Source organism: Gluconacetobacter sacchari, assembly GCF_014174255.1.
In the GTDB taxonomy this organism is placed as follows: domain Bacteria; phylum Pseudomonadota; class Alphaproteobacteria; order Acetobacterales; family Acetobacteraceae; genus Gluconacetobacter; species Gluconacetobacter sacchari.
In genome coordinates this window covers 40,392-58,552 of sequence record NZ_JABEQJ010000006.1, presented here as the reverse complement: position 1 = coordinate 58,552, position 18,161 = coordinate 40,392, and the positions used below count along the sequence as shown (strand labels likewise).

14 protein-coding genes are annotated in these 18,161 nt (G+C 67.3%); 8 read left to right on the top strand and 6 right to left on the bottom strand.

Annotation, left to right across the window (positions count from 1 at the left end; all coding sequences use genetic code 11):
* The first annotated feature begins 44 nt into the window (after positions 1-44).
* The 3 genes from hisI (at position 45) to HLH48_RS06350 (ending at position 1,173) form a co-directional block, all read left to right on the top strand.
* Positions 45-476 (top strand): phosphoribosyl-AMP cyclohydrolase, encoded by a 432-nt coding sequence (hisI, locus tag HLH48_RS06360; protein ID WP_182996662.1) that lies wholly within the window; start codon positions 45-47, stop codon positions 474-476.
* A 36-nt stretch (positions 477-512) separates the two neighbouring features.
* Positions 513-677: a hypothetical protein gene (locus HLH48_RS06355; RefSeq protein ID WP_182996661.1), complete on the top strand. Its 165-nt coding sequence runs from the start codon at positions 513-515 to the stop codon at positions 675-677.
* A gap of 175 nt (positions 678-852) precedes the next feature.
* Positions 853-1,173: a helix-turn-helix transcriptional regulator gene (locus tag HLH48_RS06350; protein WP_182996660.1), complete on the top strand. Its 321-nt coding sequence runs from the start codon at positions 853-855 to the stop codon at positions 1,171-1,173.
* A gap of 13 nt (positions 1,174-1,186) precedes the next feature.
* Here the strand turns inward: HLH48_RS06350 and lpxB are convergent, their stop codons facing one another.
* From lpxB to rpmI, 5 genes are all read right to left on the bottom strand, one after another.
* Positions 1,187-2,359: a lipid-A-disaccharide synthase gene (lpxB, locus tag HLH48_RS06345; RefSeq protein ID WP_182996659.1), complete on the bottom strand. Its 1,173-nt coding sequence runs from the start codon at positions 2,357-2,359 to the stop codon at positions 1,187-1,189.
* A gap of 5 nt (positions 2,360-2,364) precedes the next feature.
* On the bottom strand, positions 2,365-4,833 hold the full coding sequence (gene pheT, locus HLH48_RS06340; protein WP_182996658.1) for a phenylalanine--tRNA ligase subunit beta: 2,469 nt from the start codon (positions 4,831-4,833) through the stop codon (positions 2,365-2,367).
* Positions 4,834-4,836: 3 nt separating this feature from the next.
* The gene (pheS, locus tag HLH48_RS06335) at positions 4,837-5,907 is read right to left on the bottom strand and encodes a phenylalanine--tRNA ligase subunit alpha (protein WP_182996657.1); all 1,071 of its coding nucleotides are present in this window, start codon (positions 5,905-5,907) and stop codon (positions 4,837-4,839) included.
* A 155-nt stretch (positions 5,908-6,062) separates the two neighbouring features.
* A complete protein-coding gene (gene rplT / locus HLH48_RS06330) occupies positions 6,063-6,422 on the bottom strand; it encodes a 50S ribosomal protein L20 (protein ID WP_114729155.1) in 360 nt (119 codons plus the stop codon).
* 14 nt (positions 6,423-6,436) lie between these two features.
* A complete protein-coding gene (rpmI, locus tag HLH48_RS06325) occupies positions 6,437-6,640 on the bottom strand; it encodes a 50S ribosomal protein L35 (RefSeq protein WP_114729229.1) in 204 nt (67 codons plus the stop codon).
* A gap of 210 nt (positions 6,641-6,850) precedes the next feature.
* Between rpmI and HLH48_RS06320 the strand changes: the two genes are divergently transcribed.
* The 5 genes from HLH48_RS06320 (at position 6,851) to HLH48_RS06300 (ending at position 15,282) form a co-directional block, all read left to right on the top strand.
* Positions 6,851-8,353 carry a mannitol dehydrogenase family protein gene (locus tag HLH48_RS06320; protein ID WP_182996656.1) on the top strand — a complete coding sequence of 501 codons (1,503 nt, stop codon included), beginning with the start codon at positions 6,851-6,853 and terminating at the stop codon, positions 8,351-8,353.
* Between the two features lie 112 nt (positions 8,354-8,465).
* Complete coding sequence (locus tag HLH48_RS06315) at positions 8,466-10,853, top strand: glucose/quinate/shikimate family membrane-bound PQQ-dependent dehydrogenase (RefSeq protein WP_182996655.1); 2,388 nt, start codon at positions 8,466-8,468, stop codon at positions 10,851-10,853.
* A gap of 269 nt (positions 10,854-11,122) precedes the next feature.
* Entirely contained in the window at positions 11,123-12,469 is a 1,347-nt protein-coding gene (locus tag HLH48_RS06310) for a c-type cytochrome (protein WP_182996654.1), read from the top strand.
* Between the two features lie 16 nt (positions 12,470-12,485).
* Positions 12,486-12,962, top strand: coding sequence for a (2Fe-2S)-binding protein (locus tag HLH48_RS06305; RefSeq protein WP_182996653.1), 477 nt, complete (start codon positions 12,486-12,488; stop codon positions 12,960-12,962).
* Complete coding sequence (locus HLH48_RS06300; RefSeq protein ID WP_182996652.1) at positions 12,955-15,282, top strand: xanthine dehydrogenase family protein molybdopterin-binding subunit; 2,328 nt, start codon at positions 12,955-12,957, stop codon at positions 15,280-15,282. The genes HLH48_RS06305 and HLH48_RS06300 overlap by 8 nt, the downstream gene beginning before the upstream one ends.
* Positions 15,283-15,605: 323 nt before the next feature.
* On the opposite strand, the gene HLH48_RS06295 is transcribed toward HLH48_RS06300, so the two are convergent.
* A complete protein-coding gene (locus HLH48_RS06295; protein WP_182996651.1) occupies positions 15,606-18,059 on the bottom strand; it encodes a TonB-dependent siderophore receptor in 2,454 nt (817 codons plus the stop codon).
* Between the last annotated feature and the right edge of the window lie 102 nt (positions 18,060-18,161).

Genomic DNA, 18,161 nt, shown 5'->3' with positions numbered 1-18,161 from the left:
CGCGCCCGCTGGACAGGCGCGGCGCCATGGAGTGTTGTGCCGCCATGACCGACACCACCGCCCCCTGCATCGCGCCGGACGCCGCCACCCGCGCCGGCATGCTCGACACCGTGCGTTTCGACGCCACCGGCCTGGTCGCCGCCATCGCCCAGCAGCACGACACGGGCGAGGTCCTGATGCTGGCCTGGATGAACCGCGCGGCGCTCGACGAAACGCTGCGCACCGGCCGCGTCTGCTACTACTCGCGCAGCCGCAACGCCCTGTGGCGCAAGGGCGAGACCTCCGGCCAGGTGCAGACGCTGGTCGAGGCCCGCCTGGACTGCGACCGCGACGCGGTGCTGCTGCTGGTCGACCAGACCGGCGTCGCCTGCCATACCGGCCGCCGAAGCTGCTTCTTCAACGCCATGCGCCCCGAAGGACTGGTCGAGACCAGCGCGCCGCTGGTCGCCGCCGACACGCTGTACGGGCGCGGCTGACCGTCTTTTCCCGCCCCATCCACGCAGGTTCACCCCATGACCACGCCCGACCCCTCGCCCGCCGGCAAGCGCGTCTTTCTCGCCATCCTGCTCGTGATGACCCTCGGGCTGGGCGTCTACACGCTCCACTCGGCCTTCACGGCCCTGCACAGCACGGTCCAGGGCGCGCCCCCGGCACCAGCCGACTCGGCAGGACGGTAACGCGCACGCCCCGGCTTGACGCTTCCGCCCGGCCGTCCGGTTCCGGACAGTTCGTCCACAACCGGACAGGCGCGACCGATATCCCCATAAAAACCGTTATAATACAGCAAGATAATAGAAGACCCGCATGGTCTAGACTTGTCCGCTCAGAACAGCGGAACAGGGACAGCAGATCATGGACCGACCGATTTCGTCGCCCGCCCCGGCTGCGCGCCGTCATCGCCCGCGCGCAACCCCATCCTTGGGCATCTTCAACCGGATCGGCATGTTCAGGGCCGAGCGGGGCTGGACGCGAAAAACCCTCGCGGAACGTCTGGACGTCAATCCCCAGACGATCGGCTTCCTGGAACGGGGCGACTACCCACCCAGCCTGGAACTGGCGATGAAGATCGCCCGCGTCTTCGACGTCCCGATCGAACTCGTCTTCTCTCTCGAACCGTTCGAAACCATCGCCACCATGCTGCGCGCCGGACCGGGACCAGGACAGGGGCAGTAACCCGATCCCCCGCCTACCCGACGCGGATCCCGTCCAGCACCGCCATCAACTCAGCCGCCGCCGCGTCATCCGGCTCCCCCTCCGGCGCGGCCAGCCCGGCCGCGATGGCACGAAAACCCGCCCGTTGCAGGTCGGCACTGCACCCGTCGGTCAACAGCCGATGCACGGTTTCCGCCAGCAGGTCCGGCCGGCAGCGTTCCTGCAACAGTTCCGGCACCAGCCGATGCCCGGCCAGCAGATTGACCATGGCGACATAAGGCACGCGGATCAGCCGCCGCGCCAGCGCCGCCGTGATCGGGTTGACGCGATAGGTCACGGCCATCGGCACCCCGGCCAGTGCCAGTTCCAGGGTCGAGGTCCCCGATTTGGTCAGCGCCGCCCCCGCCGCCGCGAAGGCATCGTGCTTTTCCGCCAGGTCGGTCACCACGATCGGCCGCACGGGCCAGTCGGCCACCCCCCGCCGCACCATGTCCGCCACCACGGGCGACACCGGCACCACCGGCACGATCCCCGGACAGGTCGCCATCAGGATGCGCAGCGTCCGCCCCAGCACTGGCAGCAGGCGCGGTGCCTCCGACCGGCGGCTGCCCGGCATCAGGATCAGCACCGGCGTCTCCGGCGCAATGCCATGACGCGCGCGGAACGCCGCGCCATCCCCCCGATCGACCCCGGATTGCAGCACCGGATGGCCGACGAAACGGGCATCGAGCCCATGCCGGCCGAAAAACCCGGGCTCGAACGGCAACAGGCACAGCAGCCGGTCCCACAGGCCGGGAAATTCCCGCACCCGATGCTCCCGCCACGCCCAGACCTGCGGCGCGACATAATGCGCGCGCGGAATGCCCAGATCGGCGATGCGGCGCAGCAGCCGCAGGGTAAAGCCCGGACTGTCGATCGTCACCACCAGGTCCGGCCGCGTCGCCGCGATGTCCGCGACCGCCTGGTCCAGCCGGCGCGACAGATGCCGCAGCCGGGGCAGCACCTCCACCAGCCCCATCACCGCCAGGTCGCGCAGCGGAAACAGGCTGCGCAGTCCCGCCGCCTCCATCCGCACACCGCCGACCCCGGCGAAGCGCAGCGCCGGGTCACGCCGACGCAGCGCCGTCATCAGGCGCGCGCCCAGCACGTCGCCGCTCGCCTCGCCGGCCAGCAGCCAGACCGTCCGCCCGTGCGCGGCGTCCGCCATGGGGGCTAGCCGTCCCCCCGCAGGCTCGCGCCGCACGCCTTCTGCACCGCCGCCACCACGGCGGCGGACACGGCGTCGATCTCGGCATCGGTCAGGCTGGCCGTGAGGGGCTGCAACGTCACCTCGACACCCAGCGACCTGCTGCCCTCGGGCACCTTGTCGCCTTCATAGACATCGAACAGCCGCACGCCGGAAATCAGCGTCCGCTCGGCCCCCCGCGCCGCGCGCAGCACGGTCTCGGCCGCCACATCCCGCCCGACGACAAACGCGAAATCGCGATGCACCGGCTGGAACGGCGACAGTTCGGGCGCCGCCCGCCGTCGCCGCTTGGGCTCGGGAACCGCGTCAAGGAACAGTTCGAACCCCACCACCGGCCGGTCCAGCCCGCGCCCGGCCAGCAGGGCCGGATGCAACTGCCCGAACACGCCCAGCACGATCTTCGGCCCCTGCCGCAGCACGCCGGAACGGCCGGGATGATAATGGCCCGGCGCATCCGCCGTCACGCTGATCCCCTCGACCGGCGCACCCAGCGCGGCCAGAACCGCCATCGCGTCGGCCTTCACATCCCACAGATCGACCGGCTCCGCCGCGCGGCCGGGAAAGCGCGGCGCATGGCCGCCGCGCAGGGCGGCGGCAATCTGGCTCTGCCCGGCGTCCGAGAAACCCGCCCCGACCTCGAACAGCCCCAGGTCGGGATAACCGCGCGCCGCATTCCGCTCGACGGCCGCCAGCAGATTGACCAGCGGCGTCGGGCGCATCTGGTCCAGGTCGGCGGCGATCGGGTTCAGCAGGCGCAGGCTTTCCGGTACCGCGCCAAAGCGCGCGCACGCTTCCTGCCCGGCAAAGGAATAGGCCACCGTTTCCATCAGCCCCCGCGCCGCCAGCACCCGCCGCGCGGTCGCCGTCCGCGTCTGGCGCGGCGTCAGGGCGGGGCGCGGCACGGCGGACAGCGGCGGCAGCGACACCGGCGGAATCGAATCCAGCCCGCGCAGCCGCAGCACCTCCTCGATCAGGTCGCACTCCGAATCCACGGCCAGGGCGCCCTCGGCGGCCATGCGCGCACGCTCGGCCGGCAGGTCCGGCGCCTGGTCCAGCACCATCTTCATGGCAATGTCATTGCGCCACGGCGGCACATCCACCACCACGCGCGCCTCGTCGCGCGCGCGCACTTCAAAGCCCAGCGCCTCCAGCGAGGCCACGGCGTCATCCGCCGGCACGTCCAGCCCGCCCAGTCCGGCAATCCGCGCGAAGCGCAGATGCGCCTCGCGCTGCCACGCCGGCGCCTCGCCGGCCGAGACCACTTCGCTGGCCTCGCCGCCGCACAGTTCGATGATCATCCGCGTCGCCGCTTCCAGCGCCGCCACCGGCAACGCCTGGTCCACCCCGCGCTCGAACCGGTGCCGCGCGTCGGAATGCAGCCCCAGCCGCCGGCCACTCAACGCGATCCGCACCGGGTCGAACAGCGCGCATTCCACGAACACGCTCGTGGTCCCGTCAGTGGCCCCCGTGGCCTCGCCGCCCATGATGCCGGCCAGCGACTGCACGCCGGCCGCGTCGGCGATCACGCAATCCTCGGGCGACACCACGACATCCCGCCCGTCCAGCGCGCGAAAGCGCTCCCCCGCTCCCCGACAGAGGGTCAACCGCCCGCCGGTCACCCGGTCGGCATCGAACACATGCAGCGGCCGTCCCAGATCGAAGGCGAAGAAATTGGTGATATCGACCAGCGCCGAAATCGGCCGCAGCCCGATCGCCCGCAGCCGCTTCTGCAACCAGTCCGGGCTCGGCCCATTGCGTACGCCGCGAATGGTCCGCCCCAGCACCCACGGACAGGCTTCGGGAAAATCATTGGCCCACACGATCGGCGACTCGAAGGTCCCCTCGACCGTCTCGGCCAGCCAGGGCCGCAGATGGCCCAGCCCCGCCGCCGCCAGGTCGCGGGCAATCCCGCGCACCGCCAGCGCGTCGCCCCGGTTCGGCGTCACCGCGATCTCGACCACCGGATCGTTCAACCCGGCGAAATCGGCATAGGACTGGCCGGTCGCGGTGCCCTCGGGCAATTCGGCGATGCCCTCATGGTCCGCGCCCAGCCCCAGTTCGCGCAGCGAGCACAGCATGCCCCCGCTGGCCTCGCCGCGGATCGACCCGGCCTTGATGACGATGTCCAACCCCGGAATCCAGGACCCCGGCGGGGCGAAGATCACCGGCAGCCCGGTCCGCGCGTTGGGCGCGCCGCACACCACCTGCACCTCCTCGAAGCCCGGCCCGGCATCGACGCGGCACACGCGCAGCCGGTCGGCATTGGGGTGCTGAACGGCCTCGACGATGCGCGCGGTGCGAAAGGGGGCCAGCCTGGCGCCGGGGTCCTCGATCCCCTCCACCTCCAGCCCGATCGTGTTCAGCTTGGCGCAGATCTCATCGACCGTGGCATCGGTGTTCAGATGGTCGCGCAGCCAGGACAGGGTGAACTTCATCGATCACAGACCTTCATGCAGCAGGGCCGGGGACAGCGGGCTGCTGCCGTAATGGCGCAGCCAGCGCACGTCGCTCTCATAGAACGAACGCAGGTCCGGAATGCCGTGACGCAGCATCGTCAGCCGCTCGATCCCCATCCCGAAGGCAAAGCCCTGCCATTCGCGCGGGTCCAGCCCGCAATTGGCCAGCACGCGCGGATGCACCATGCCCGAGCCCAGGACCTCCAGCCAGTCGCCGCCGCCGCCGATCTCGCCGGTCCTGCGCGACCAGCCGATATCGACCTCCATCGACGGCTCGGTGAACGGGAAATACGAGGCCCGGAAGCGCACCGGCAGGCTGGGCTGGCCGAAATAGGCACGCAGGAAATCGATCAGGCACCCTTTCAGATGCGCCAGCGTGATCCCCCGGTCGATCACCAGCCCCTCGCACTGATGGAACATCGGCGAATGGGTGGCGTCATGGTCGGCGCGATAGGTCCGCCCGGGCACGATGACGCGGATCGGCGGCGCCTCGCCCAGCATGGTGCGGATCTGCACGCCCGACGTCTGGGTGCGCAGCACGCGCTCGCGCGGACTGCCCGCCTCGGCCGGCAGATAGAACGTATCCTGGTCGGTGCGCGCCGGATGATGGTCGGGCGTATTGAGCGCCGAGAAATTATGCCAGTCGGTCTCGATATCGGGCCCCTCGGCGACCTTGAAGCCCATGGCGCCGAAAATGGCGGTCATCTCCTCCATGGTGCGGCTGATCGGATGGATCGCCCCCTGCGCTTCCGGGCGGGCGGGCAACGTCACGTCCACCCGCTCCGAGGCGAGGCGCGCATTCAGGATCGCGGCCTCGATCTCCGCGCCCCGCTCCTCGATGGCGCGCGACAGATCGTCGCGCAGCCGGTTCAGCGCCCCGCCGCGCAGCTTGCGTTCGTCGGGCGACATCCGGCCCAGTTCCTTCAGCAGCCCGGTCAGCCGGCCCGACCTGCCCAGCGTGCCCACGCGCACGGCATCCCATTCCCGCCGGTCGCCGGCGGCGGCCAGCGCGGCCAGCGTCTCCCGCCGCAGGGTTTCGAGATCGTCGCTCATGGCACCTCGCTGGAAACAGACACGCGATGGAAGGGACAACGCCCCCGAGACCTGCGCGGATACAGGCTCCGACGGCGGGAATAAACCCCCAAAAGCAGAAAGGGCCGCCCCTTGACGGGGGCAGCCCTTTCCAGATCACCACCGTAAAGGAGCGATCAGGCCGCTAGGGCGGCCTGCGCCTTCTTCACGATCTCGGCGAAGGAGGCGGCATCGTCATACGCGATGGCGGCCAGCACCTTGCGGTCGATCTCGATCCCGGCCTTGTCCAGCGCGAAGATGAACTTGCTGTAGGTCAGGCCATGCTCGCGCACCGCGGCATTGATGCGCTGGATCCACAGGGCGCGGAAATCGCGCTTCTTGTTCCGGCGGTCGCGGTAGGCATACTGAAGCGACTTTTCCAGACGCTCCAGGGCAATGCGATAGTTGGTCGAAGACCGGCCGCGGAAGCCCTTGGACTGCTCCAGGACCTTCTTGTGACGGGCGTGCGTCGTGACGCCCCGCTTTACACGTGCCATGTGTCAGGTGCTCCTTATGCCAGCCCGTAGGGCGCCCACTGCTTCACAGTCTTCCCGTCCATTTCGGTCAGGGTCTGCGAGCCGCGGTTGGTGCGCTTCATCTTCTGCGAGCGGTTGATCAGGCCGTGGCGCTTGTTGCCCGGCCCGGCCAGCACCTTGCCGGTCGCGGTGATCTTGAACCGCTTCTTGACCGACGACTTGGTCTTCATCTTGGGCATTTTCATCTCCTTCAATTCTGCGGGCTGCGACCGCGGGCGGTCAGGCAGCAGTCACGGCCGGGCATGCCCATTTCAGGCCCGGACGCGCGAACAGGCCGCAGCCTATAGACAATGCGAACTCCGCAATCAAGCCTTGCGTTCCCCCTTTCGACCCGCGATGACGGGTTTCCCCTCGAAGCCGCAAGCCCGACACGCAACCAGGGATCCCCCATGACCATTCTTCCCCCCTTCGGCCCGGTGCCCCCGGCCGTGCTGGTCCCGTCCTACGACCGGCCGGCGGTACGTCCCGGCATCGCCCATCTCAGCGTCGGCAATTTCCATCGCGCGCATCAGGCGGTCTATCTCGACCGCGTGCTGGCGCGACCCGGCAACGCCCAATGGGGCATCCTGGGCATCGGCGTGATGGACGACACGCACGAACGCGCCAAGGCCGAGGCCATGCAGGCCCAGCACGGGCTCTACACCCTCACCGAATGCCCGGCCGACGCGCCCGACACCGTGCGCGTCATCGGCGCCATCGTGGACTATCTGCACGCGCCCGACGACCGCGCCGCCGCCATCCGCCGCCTGGCCGACCCGGCGATCCGCATCGTCAGCCTCACCGTCACCGAGGGCGGCTATTACATCGACGAATCCGGCCAGTTCCAGCTCGACCACCCCACGATCGCCGAAGACCTCGCCCGCCCGGTCCCCCACACCGTCTTCGGCCTGGCGACCGAGGCCCTGCGCCTGCGCCGCGCCGCCGGCACCGGCCCGTTCACGATCCTGTCGTGCGACAACCTGCCCCATAACGGCCATGTCGCCCGCACCGCCTTCCTGGCGTGGGCCCGCGCCCGCGACCCGGACCTGGCCGACTGGATGGCCGCCCACGTCACCTTCCCCAACACGATGGTCGACCGCATCACCCCGGCGGTGGGCCCGCTGGACATCACGCGCCTGAATGCCGGCAGCGGGGTCGACGACCGCGTGCCCGTCTTCTGCGAGGATTTCATCCAGTGGGTGATCGAGGATAAATTCTGCGCCGGCCGGCCGCCATTGCAGGATGCCGGCGTGCTGTTCACCGGCGACGTCACGCCCTACGAACAGGTCAAGCTGCGGATGCTCAACGCCTCGCATTCCATGCTCGCCCTGCCCGGGATGCTGATGGGCTACCGCGTCGTCAGCGACATCATGCACAATCCCGACGTCGTGGCGCTGCTGGAACATTATCTCGCCCGCGATGCCGAACCGCTGCTCCAGGCCCCGCCGGGGATGGAACTGCACGAATACGCGGCGCAGCTTCTCCGCCGCTTCAGCAACGTGGCGATCAGCGACCAGCTTCCGCGCATCGCCTCCGACAGCGCCTCGAAACTGCCGGTCTTCGTCCGCGCCACGGCCGAGGGCACGCTGGCGCGCGGCACCGACGCCGCACGCATCGCCTTCCTGCTGGCCTGTTTCGCCGAATATCTGCGCGGCCACGACGATACCGGCGCGGCATACGACATCCACGAACCCCATCTCGCCCCCGGCGACATGGCCCTGGCGGCGGACGAGGACCCGGCAAGGGCGCTGGAGATGTCGGTCTTCGCCGGCTGGGGCCTGGGCGACCATCCGGCCTTCGTGGCGTTGTTCGCGCAGACCCGCGCCGCGCTGCGCGCCGGCGGCACGCGCGCCTGCCTGCGCCAACTGGTCACCCCCGGGGAGCCCGGGGCGCCCGGCGACACAAAAAATTGATAACGTTTCCCATCACATGCAAACGTTGGTACGGGCCGCATGGACAACGTGCCCCCACCGCCCCGACTCCCGCCGCCCCACGGCCCGTCTTTCAACAGTCATCGGATGATTCATGAAAAATCGAAACGGGAGGCCTCCCGTGCTCACCCTCACCTCCGGGATCTTCATCCTGATCGGCCTCTATCTGCTGGCGGGGGGCGTCTGGCTGGCCAGCCTCGGCGGGTCGCCGTACTACGTCATCGCCGGGCTGGCGATGCTGGTCACGGCGGGATTGCTGTTTCGAGGACGGCGCGAGGCCCTGTGGGTCTTCGCCGCGCTGCTGATCGGCACGATGTTCTGGGCGGTCAGTGAAGTCGGCTTCGATTTCTGGGCCCTGGCCCCGCGCGGCGACGTGCTGGTGCCGCTCGGCATCTGGCTGCTGCTGCCGCCGGTCACGCGCCATCTCGGCCCGGCCGGCCCGGTGGGCACCCTGCCGCTGCGCGCCTCCGTGGTCGCCGCGATCGCCGTGGTCGCCGCCGCCCTGATGCACGACCCGCAGGACAAGGCCGGCACCCTGCCCCCGATGGCCAGCAACGCGCCGACACCGGGCGACGCGGCCGAGATGCCCGATGACGACTGGCAGGCCTACGGCCGCACCCAGTTCGGCGACCGGTTCAGCCCGCTGAAGCAGATCACGCCCGCCAACGTGCATGACCTGAAGGTGGCCTGGGTGTTCCGCACCGGCGACATGAAGCGGCCGGACGACCCGGTCGAGATCACCGACGAAGTCACGCCGATCAAGATCCGCGACACGGTCTATCTCTGCTCGCCGCACCAGATCCTGTTCGCGCTCGACGCCGCGACCGGCAGGCAGAAATGGAAGTTCGATCCGCAGATCAAGTACAACCCCACCTTCCAGCACATGACCTGCCGCGGCGTGTCGTACCACGAGACCCAGCCGGGCGCCGAGACGATCGACGGCGCGCAGGCGCCCATCGACTGCCCGCGCCGCATCTTCCTGCCCACCAACGACGGCCATCTCTACGCGCTGGATGCCGAGACCGGCGACCGCTGCTCGCATTTCGGCGATAACGGCGTGATCGACCTGCAGGAGCATATGAGCGTGACGACGCCGGGCTTCTACGAGGCCACGTCCCCCCCGGTCGTGACCGACAAGGCCGTGATCGTCTCGGGCGCGGTGATGGACAATTACTCGACGCACGAGCCCTCGGGCGTCACGCGCGGCTTCGACGTCTATACCGGCCAGTTGATCTGGGCGTTCGACCCCAGCAACCCCGACCCCAACGAAATGCCGTCCGCGACGCATCATTTCGTCCCCAACTCGCCCAATTCCTGGATCGTGTCGTCCTACGACCCGAAACTGAACCTGATCTACATCCCCATGGGCGTGCAGACCCCCGACATCTGGGGCGGCAACCGCACCCCGGACGCCGAGCGCTATGCCAGCGCGATCGTGGCGCTGAACGCCGATACCGGCAAGCTGGCCTGGTCCTACCAGACCGTCCATCATGACCTGTGGGACATGGACATCCCCGCCCAGCCCAGCCTGGTCGACATCCGCACCGCGACGGGCGAGATCGTGCCCACGCTCTACGCCCCGGCCAAGACCGGCAACATCTTCGTGCTCGACCGCCGCACCGGCGCGCTCGTCGTCCCGGCGCCGGAGACGAAGGTGCCGCAGGGCCCGGCCCCGGGCGACCATCTCTCCCCCACCCAGCCATTCTCCGAGCTGACCTTCCGTCCCAAGAACAACCTGACCGGGGCCGACATGTGGGGCGGCACGATGTTCGACCAGCTCATGTGCCGCATCATGTTCCACCAGTTGCGCTACGAGGGGCCGTTCACCCCGCCGTCCTTGCAGGGCACGCTGGTCTTTCCGGGCAATCTGGGCATGTTCGAATGGGGCGGCCTCGCGGTCGACCCGCAACGCCAGGTCGCGATCGCCAACCCGATCGCCATCCCCTTCGTCTCGCGCCTGATCCCCCGTGGCCCCGGCAACCCGGCCTCGCCCGACAATTCCAAGCCCTCGGGGTCCGAAACCGGCGTCCAGCCGCAGTTCGGCGCGCCCTACGGCGTGACGCTCAACCCGTTCCTGTCACCGCTGGGCCTGCCCTGCAAGCAGCCCGCCTGGGGCTACATGGCGGGCATCGACCTGGTGACGAACAAGATCGTCTGGATGCACCGCAACGGCACGATCCGCGACAGCGCCCCGGTCCCCCTGCCCTTCAAGCTGGGCGTGCCCAGCCTGGGCGGTCCGCTGACCACGGCGGGCGGCGTCGCGTTCCTCACCTCGACCGCCGATTATTATATCCGCGCCTATGACGTCACCACCGGCCGCCAGCTCTGGCAGGACCGACTGCCCGCCGGCGGCCAGTCCACCCCGATGAGCTATGCGGTGGGCGGACGGCAGTTCATCGTCACGGCGGATGGCGGCCACGGATCGTTCGGCACCAAACTGGGCGACTATGTGGTGGCCTATGCCCTTCCGGAGGCGCACTGAACATCGACTGGGGCATCGATCATCCATCAGTGGCAAAATTATCAATAATTTGTGATTACTAAAATTCACGACTTATTGATTAAACTTTTGTCACAACGTTCCCGGACGGGTTGCGGGCAACCGCGCGGCGCCCATAAGAGGGTGCCGCGCGGCGAAGGCGGACAGGGGGTGGACATCCGTTTTTCCACCCGCACGGTCCCGAGCACGGCATCCTGCCCACGCGCATGACAGAGGGGTGACGACATGCGGCTTCCGTCCACCAGGCACTCATGATCGGCCGCACCGCCATCATACGCATCGTCGCCGCCGCGGCCGGCCTCGGCGCCCTCGCCGGCGCGGGCTTCCTGGCCTATGCGATCCACCCCGCGATCGCCCCGATAGCGCCGCCCGCCATCACCCGCTTCGCGCCCGACAGCGTCGCGCGCGGGCGCATCCTCGCCGCCGGCGGCTATTGCGCCGAATGCCATACCAGGCGCGACGGCCATCCGGGCGTGCCCCTGGCCGGCGACTACGCCATGGCCACGCCGTTCGGCACCATCTATTCCAGCAACATCACGCCCGACGCCGCGACCGGCATCGGCACCTGGTCGTTGGCCGCCTTCACCCGCGCCATGCGCTACGGCGTCTCGCGCGACGGCGCCAACCTGTTCCCCGCCTTCCCCTTCGATCATTTCACGCACATGACCGACGGCGACATCGCCGACGTCTACGCGTATCTGATGACGCAAAAGCCGGTCCATTCGGTCAAGCGCGAGAACACGCTGCCGTTCCCGTTCGACCTGCGCCTCCTCCAGGCCGGCTGGAAGCTGCTGTTCCTGCATCCGGGCGCCTACACGCCCGACCCGGCGCATGACGCCCAGTGGAATCGCGGCGCCTACCTGGCCGAGGGTCTCAGCCATTGCAGCGCCTGCCACACCCCGCGCAACGCGATGGGCGCGGAGCGGGCGGGCGCCCCCTATGACGGCGCTCCGGTCGACAACTGGATCGCCCCGCCGCTCAACGCCACCAACCCCACTCCCGTCACCTGGACCGAGAACGAGTTCTTCCAGTATCTGCGCTACGGCGTCGCCCCGCTGCACGGCAGCGCCGCCGGGCCGATGTCCCCCGTCATCCATGGCGGCCTGAGCGAGATGCCGGAATCCGACGTGCGGGCCATCGCCCACTACCTGGCCGACATCGACCATGCCGATGCCCGCCGGCCCGGCGACGCCGGGCACCTGGCGGCGGCCATGGCCAGCTCGACGCGCGACCTCACCACCCCGCTGACCTCCGACCCGGATGCCCGCCTCTATCAGGGCGCCTGCTCGGCCTGCCACGCCAATACCGGCGCGCAACCGGTCCTCGGCCGCCCCGAACTGGCGCTCAACAACGCGCTGTGGCTGGACGAGCCGACCAACCTCTACCAGGTCATCCTGCGCGGCATCGGCACCGAGGAAGGGCAGCCGGGCATCACCATGCCCAGCTTCTACCATGCGCTGACCGACGCCGACCTCGCGCGTCTCGCCGCCTATCTGCGCCGCACCCGCACCACCCTGCCGCCCTGGACCGACCTGGAGAAGAAAGCCGCCGCCGTCCGCGCGACGCTTCCGGCCCCACCGGTCGCCGCGTCCCATTGAGAGACGGAGTCCCGACATGACCAGTTTTCGGCTCAATGGCCACGACGTCTCGGTCGATGTCCCGGAAGATACCCCCCTGCTGTGGGTGATCCGTGACGAAATCGGCCTGACCGGCACCAAGTTCGGCTGCGGCATCGGCATGTGCGGCGCCTGTACCGTGCATGTGGGCGGCCGCGCCACCCGCTCCTGCATCACGCCGGTCTCGGCGGTGCAGGGCGCGGACATCACGACCATCGAGGGGCTGGACCCGGCCGGCAACCACCCGGTGCAGGAGGCCTGGCGCGATCTGCAAGTGCCGCAATGCGGCTACTGCCAGTCCGGCCAGATCATGCAGGTCGCCAGCCTGCTGAAGGATTACCCGCAGCCGACCGACCAGGACATCGACGCCGTGATGGGCGGCTCGCTGTGCCGCTGCATGACCTATATCCGCATCCGCGACGCCATCAGGAAGGCCGCGGCGACCGCCGCCGGGGGAGAGACGTCCAATGGGTAAGCTCGGCCGGATCGGCCTCGGCCAGCGGGCCGGCAACGACGCCGCGAGCGGCCTGTCCCGGCGCGGCTTCCTGATGGCGGCCGTGGGCGCGGGGGTCATGTTCGGCTTCCCCGCCGCCCGCGCGGCCCAGCAATTCCCCGCCGCCGGCCTGCCCGGCGACGGCGCGTTCGAACCCACGATCTGGTGCGCCATCGCGCCGGACGGCACCATCACCGTCAACATCATCCGCGCCGAGATGGGCCAGCATATCGGCACCGCCCTGGCCCGCATCATCGCCGACGAGATGAACGCCGACTGGGCCCACGTAAAGATCAACTATGTGGACACCGACCCGAAATGGGGCCTGATGGTCACCGGCGGAAGCTGGTCGGTATGGATGACATGGGACGTCTTCCGCCAGGCCGGCGCCGCCGCGCGCGTCGCCCTGACCGATGCCGGCGCCGCCCTGCTCGGCGTCCCCGCGTCGCAATGCACCACCCGCGACGGCATGGTGATCGCCGGCACGAAAAGCATCGGCTACGGCGACATCGTGGCCCGTGCCCACCCCGCGCGCAGCTTCACGCCCGACGAACTGGCCAGACTGCCGCTGAAGCCCGCCGCCGACCGTCACCTGATCGGCAATCACGACCTCAAGGCGCTGGACATCCCGGCCAAGACCAACGGCACCGCCATCTACGGCATCGACGCCCGGGTCGAGGGCATGGTCTATGCCCGGCCCAGGATGCCCCCCACCCGCTATGGCTCGCGCGTCCGCTCGGTCGATGACGCCGCGGCCCGCGCGGTCAAGGGCTACCAGCGCTATCTGGTGATCGAGGACCCGTCGCAGATCGTGCAGGGCTGGGTGCTGGCCATCGCCGACACCTACACCGCCGCGATCCGCGCTGCCGACCTGCTGAAGGTGGACTGGACACCGGGCGAGACGGTCAACGTCTCGGAAAAGGACGTCATCGACCACGGCCGCGCCCAGATCGACCGCAAGGATGGCGGCGTGATGGTGTTCGACGACAAGGGCGTGGACAGCACGTTCGCCGCCGCCGCCTCGACCTTCTCGCAGGACTATACCTGCGCCTCGGTGCTGCACTACCAGCTCGAGCCGACCAACGCCCTGGCGTTCGAGAAGGACGGCATCTTCGAGATCCACGCCGGCAACCAGTGGCAGTCGCTGATCCTGCCCTCATTGGCCAAGGCGCTGCAAAGGCCGGAAAAGAGTATCGTCCTGCGCAGCTACCTGCTGGGCGGCGGCTTCGGCCGCCGGCTGAACGGCGACTACATGGTCCCGGCCGCCCTGGCCGCCAAGGCGCTGGGCAAACCCGTCAAGCTGGTCCTGACGCGCTCGGACGACATGCAGTTCGACTCCTTCCGCTCGCCGTCGATCCAGCGCATCCGCGTCGCCTTCGACGCCAACAAGGCCATCACCGCCATGGAATACCATGCGGCGGCCGGCTGGCCGACCGAGGTGATGGCGGCGGCCTTCATGGAAAAGGGCGTGGACGGCAAGCCCTACGACCAGTTCGCCATCGCCGGCGGCGACCATTGGTACGAGGTCGGGCCGCTGCGGGTGCGCGCGCTGTCCAACGACCTGGCCAACCGCACCTTCCGTCCCGGCTGGCTGCGCTCGGTCAGCCCCGGCTGGACAAGCTGGGGCCTGGAATCCTCGTGGGACGAAATCGCCCATCTCCAGGGGCGCGATCCCGTCCAGTTCCGCCTCGACCATCTGACCGGCGCCGGTCGCAACAAGGGCGAGGCCCCCAATTCCACCGGGGGCGCCCTGCGCCAGGCGGCGGTCATCCGCCGCGTGGCCGAAAAGGCGGGCTGGGGCCGCGCCCTGCCCAAGGATACCGCGCTGGGCATCGCCAGCACCTTCGGCCAGGAACGCGGCATGCCGACCTGGGTCGCCTGCGCTGCCCAGGTCCATGTCGACCGCGCCACCGGCATCGTCCGCTGCCGGAAACTGACGCTGGTGGTCGATGCCGGCACCATCGTCGACCCCGACGGCGCCCGCGCCCAGACCGAGGGCGCGGCCCTGTGGGGCCTCAGCATGGCCCTGTTCGAGGGCTCCGAGATCGTGGGCGGCCTGCCGCGCGACCGCAATCTCGACACCTACACCCCGCTGCGCATCGCCGACGTGCCGGAGATGGACATCGAGTTCATCGCCAGCACCGAAAAACCGACTGGCCTGGGCGAGCCCGGCACCACGCCGATCGCCCCGGCCATCGGCAACGCGATCTTCAACGCCGTGGGCGTCCGCCTGCGCCACCTGCCGATCCGTCCGGCGGACGTGCTGCGCGCCTTGAAGGAAAAGGGCTCTTCGACCGTCTGATCAAAGTGGGGCAGCGCCTTGGAGCGCTGCCCCGGTCCCTTCCGTCGAGCGCGCGATTTCGGCCCGGACGCTCGGACGGATAGATGCGGCTCAGATAAGAACCGTCAGGCAACCGACGATCGCGTTCCAGGCGCGGGTTTTTTCTGACGCGCCACAGCAGGTCGGCTCCGGTATCCCGGGCAATGTTCCACGCACCATACCTGAAGAAATGCCGGTCGGCGAGGCAGAGTCCGCCATCACTGTTATAGAAACCCCAGGAGGGCACAAGACCAACGATGCACTGAAGTCCATGTCTGCCATGAAAATCCGTGCATACCCGGCTCTCAGAAATTCGCGCGTATCGCGGCCATGACACTGCGCGGCGTACCGTAAATTCCATAATAGTTTGTTGGAAGACGAGCCCAGTACACCTTGTCTGTGACGTTATTCACTGTCAAAGTCGTAGAAAGGTGCGGATTGATTTTGTAGCCAGCCTGTAGATCAAGCAGCGCATAGCCGCCCTGCCAGACGACGTAATCACGAGAAGTTCGCGAGGACACCAGAAGCCCCGCACCAAATGACAGGTCTTTCAGAAATCCGTCCTGTATCTGATAGGTCGACCAGAATTTGAAATTATGCTTTGGCTCTTCGGGCTGTAGGCTGAGGTTTCCATAAACAGGATCGGATAGATACTGCGTCTCCAGCCACGTGTACCCGGCATAGACATTCCACCCGGGAAGCAGGCGTCCCGTCATTTCGGCTTCCACCCCGCGGCTCCGTGCCCGGCCGGATGAAACGTAATACCGTATATTGTTCGGGTCGTTGACGGCTCTGTCATTCGTATCAAGCTGGAACGCAGCCAGAGAAGCCTGTAGAGCGCCGGACAGGAAGGCGCCCTTCAGACCGACTTCATACTGACGTCCCGTTGCAGGCGGCAGCGCGGAGCCGGAAGCCGTCAGTTCGCTCTGTGGTGTGAAGATTGTCGAATAGCTGAAATACGCTGTCAATTGAGACGTCAGATCGTACAGGATGCCCGCATTGGGCGTCAGTTTGCCTTCAACACCAGGCTGCCCTCTGGTGCCTGACCGAGTAGGCAGGATGGTTCGGACGCTGTCCCAATAGGAACTGACGCGGCCGCCAAGAACCAGCGTCACATCCTTCAGCGGATGAAGCCTCGCCTGCGCATAGGCACCCCATTGCTCGGTAATCGTATCGGTACCGCCTGTATAGGGCATCGATGTCCGAGGCAGCACGGCATCGAAAATGTTCAGCGTTCTGACCGTGCCCGATCCGTAGAGGTTGCGGGCATAGACCTGATACATGTTCGTCCCGAGAACGAAATCCATCTCGCGGCCAGCCAGCCAGGCACGATAATGCAGGTTCGTGTCGGCACCGATCATGTTTTGGCGCCCGAGGTTACTTTGCTCGAAATAACGGGACATGTTCTGAACAGGACTAACGCCCCCGCCCATGTAGCTGTACTGACCAGAAGAATCCAGATATCGGTCTATGACACTTGTCGACCAGATCAAATTTCTACTGAAGGAATGGGTAAGATTTATATAACCCTCACCAAGATGGCTCGGGCTGTCATTCCAGGATGAGCCGAAGAACGCACTTCGGGGCACGTTCAGGAACTTGCCATTCGTATAGCGGGACTGACCATAATCGAACGGACCATTATCGTTATATTGATAGGCCCCGGAGACAGTCAGGCGTGTCTCCGGATCCAAGTCATAGTCAACGACACCATAGAGCATTCCTTCCGAGCGGTATACTTCATGAACGAACGAATTCGTGCTCTGCCCCGCCATGACAATGCGCGCACGCAGGGTATGGCTTGCATTGAGAGGTGTATTCACGTCGAGGTAAGGGCGCACGTTGTTCCACGAACCCGCCTGGACGCCCGTCCGAACGGCAAATTCGTCCTCGGTGTGCTTGCGCACCAAATTGACCGATCCCGCTCCGGAGCCCGTTCCCTGCAAAAGCCCGGTAGGGCCGCGCATCACTTCGGCACGATCGTACATTATCATATCGAATTGCGGTAAGTACTGGATCCCCGAAACGACCGGCATCCCGTCATACTGTACATCGAGCGTATATCCACGCGACATGAAATAGGCGGTTCCATCTCCATATGGTGTCGCCGTCACCCCTGTCGTGAAGCGTAACGCATCTTCAACCGTTACCATGTTCTGATCGAGGATGCGTTGCTGGGTGACGACCGATACCGAATTGGGAATTTGGCGAACCGAAAGCGGAAGCTTGCCCGCGATGGTCACCCGGTCGGCCGAATAGCCTGTGCCATTCGCCGTATTGGCCGAATCAAGGAACGACGCAAGAGTATCGGCCTTGCCCTGAACCCGAACCGGGCCAAGGGTGATGTGAGAAGAAGCGGGAACGATCTGATAAGCATGATCGACCGTCATCCGATAGGTCAGCCCACTCCCCAGCAAGAGATGTGCGAGCGCATCCGGCGACGTGAACCTTCCCTGAAGTCCGGCGGTGGTCTTGCCGGCAAGAATCGGAGCCTGCGATCCTAGCGGGGCATGCGCCTGAACACTGAAGGCGGTCAGCGCGCCGGAGAGTGATCCGGCGGGAATTTTGAAGCTGATCAGCGGGTCAGCCGCCTGCGAAGACCCGGCTTTCGATGGAGTCACCGTAATTTGGGCGACTGCCTTGCTGACTGACAGCGACGTCAGCGTGGTCGTGGCCACCAGAAGCGCGATCGGCGCAATGGAGAATTTTTTGGCGAATATTGTGCCAAATTCCCGTTCAAGGCAGACGTTCAAGTCCATTAGCGCAGCTCTTTCCTTCAATCGCATCCAGCCAGGTCGCTCGCCGAAAATGCGAGTGCGTCGCATTTTAAGCTCCTGATTCTAGAGATGCGCTGACGGATC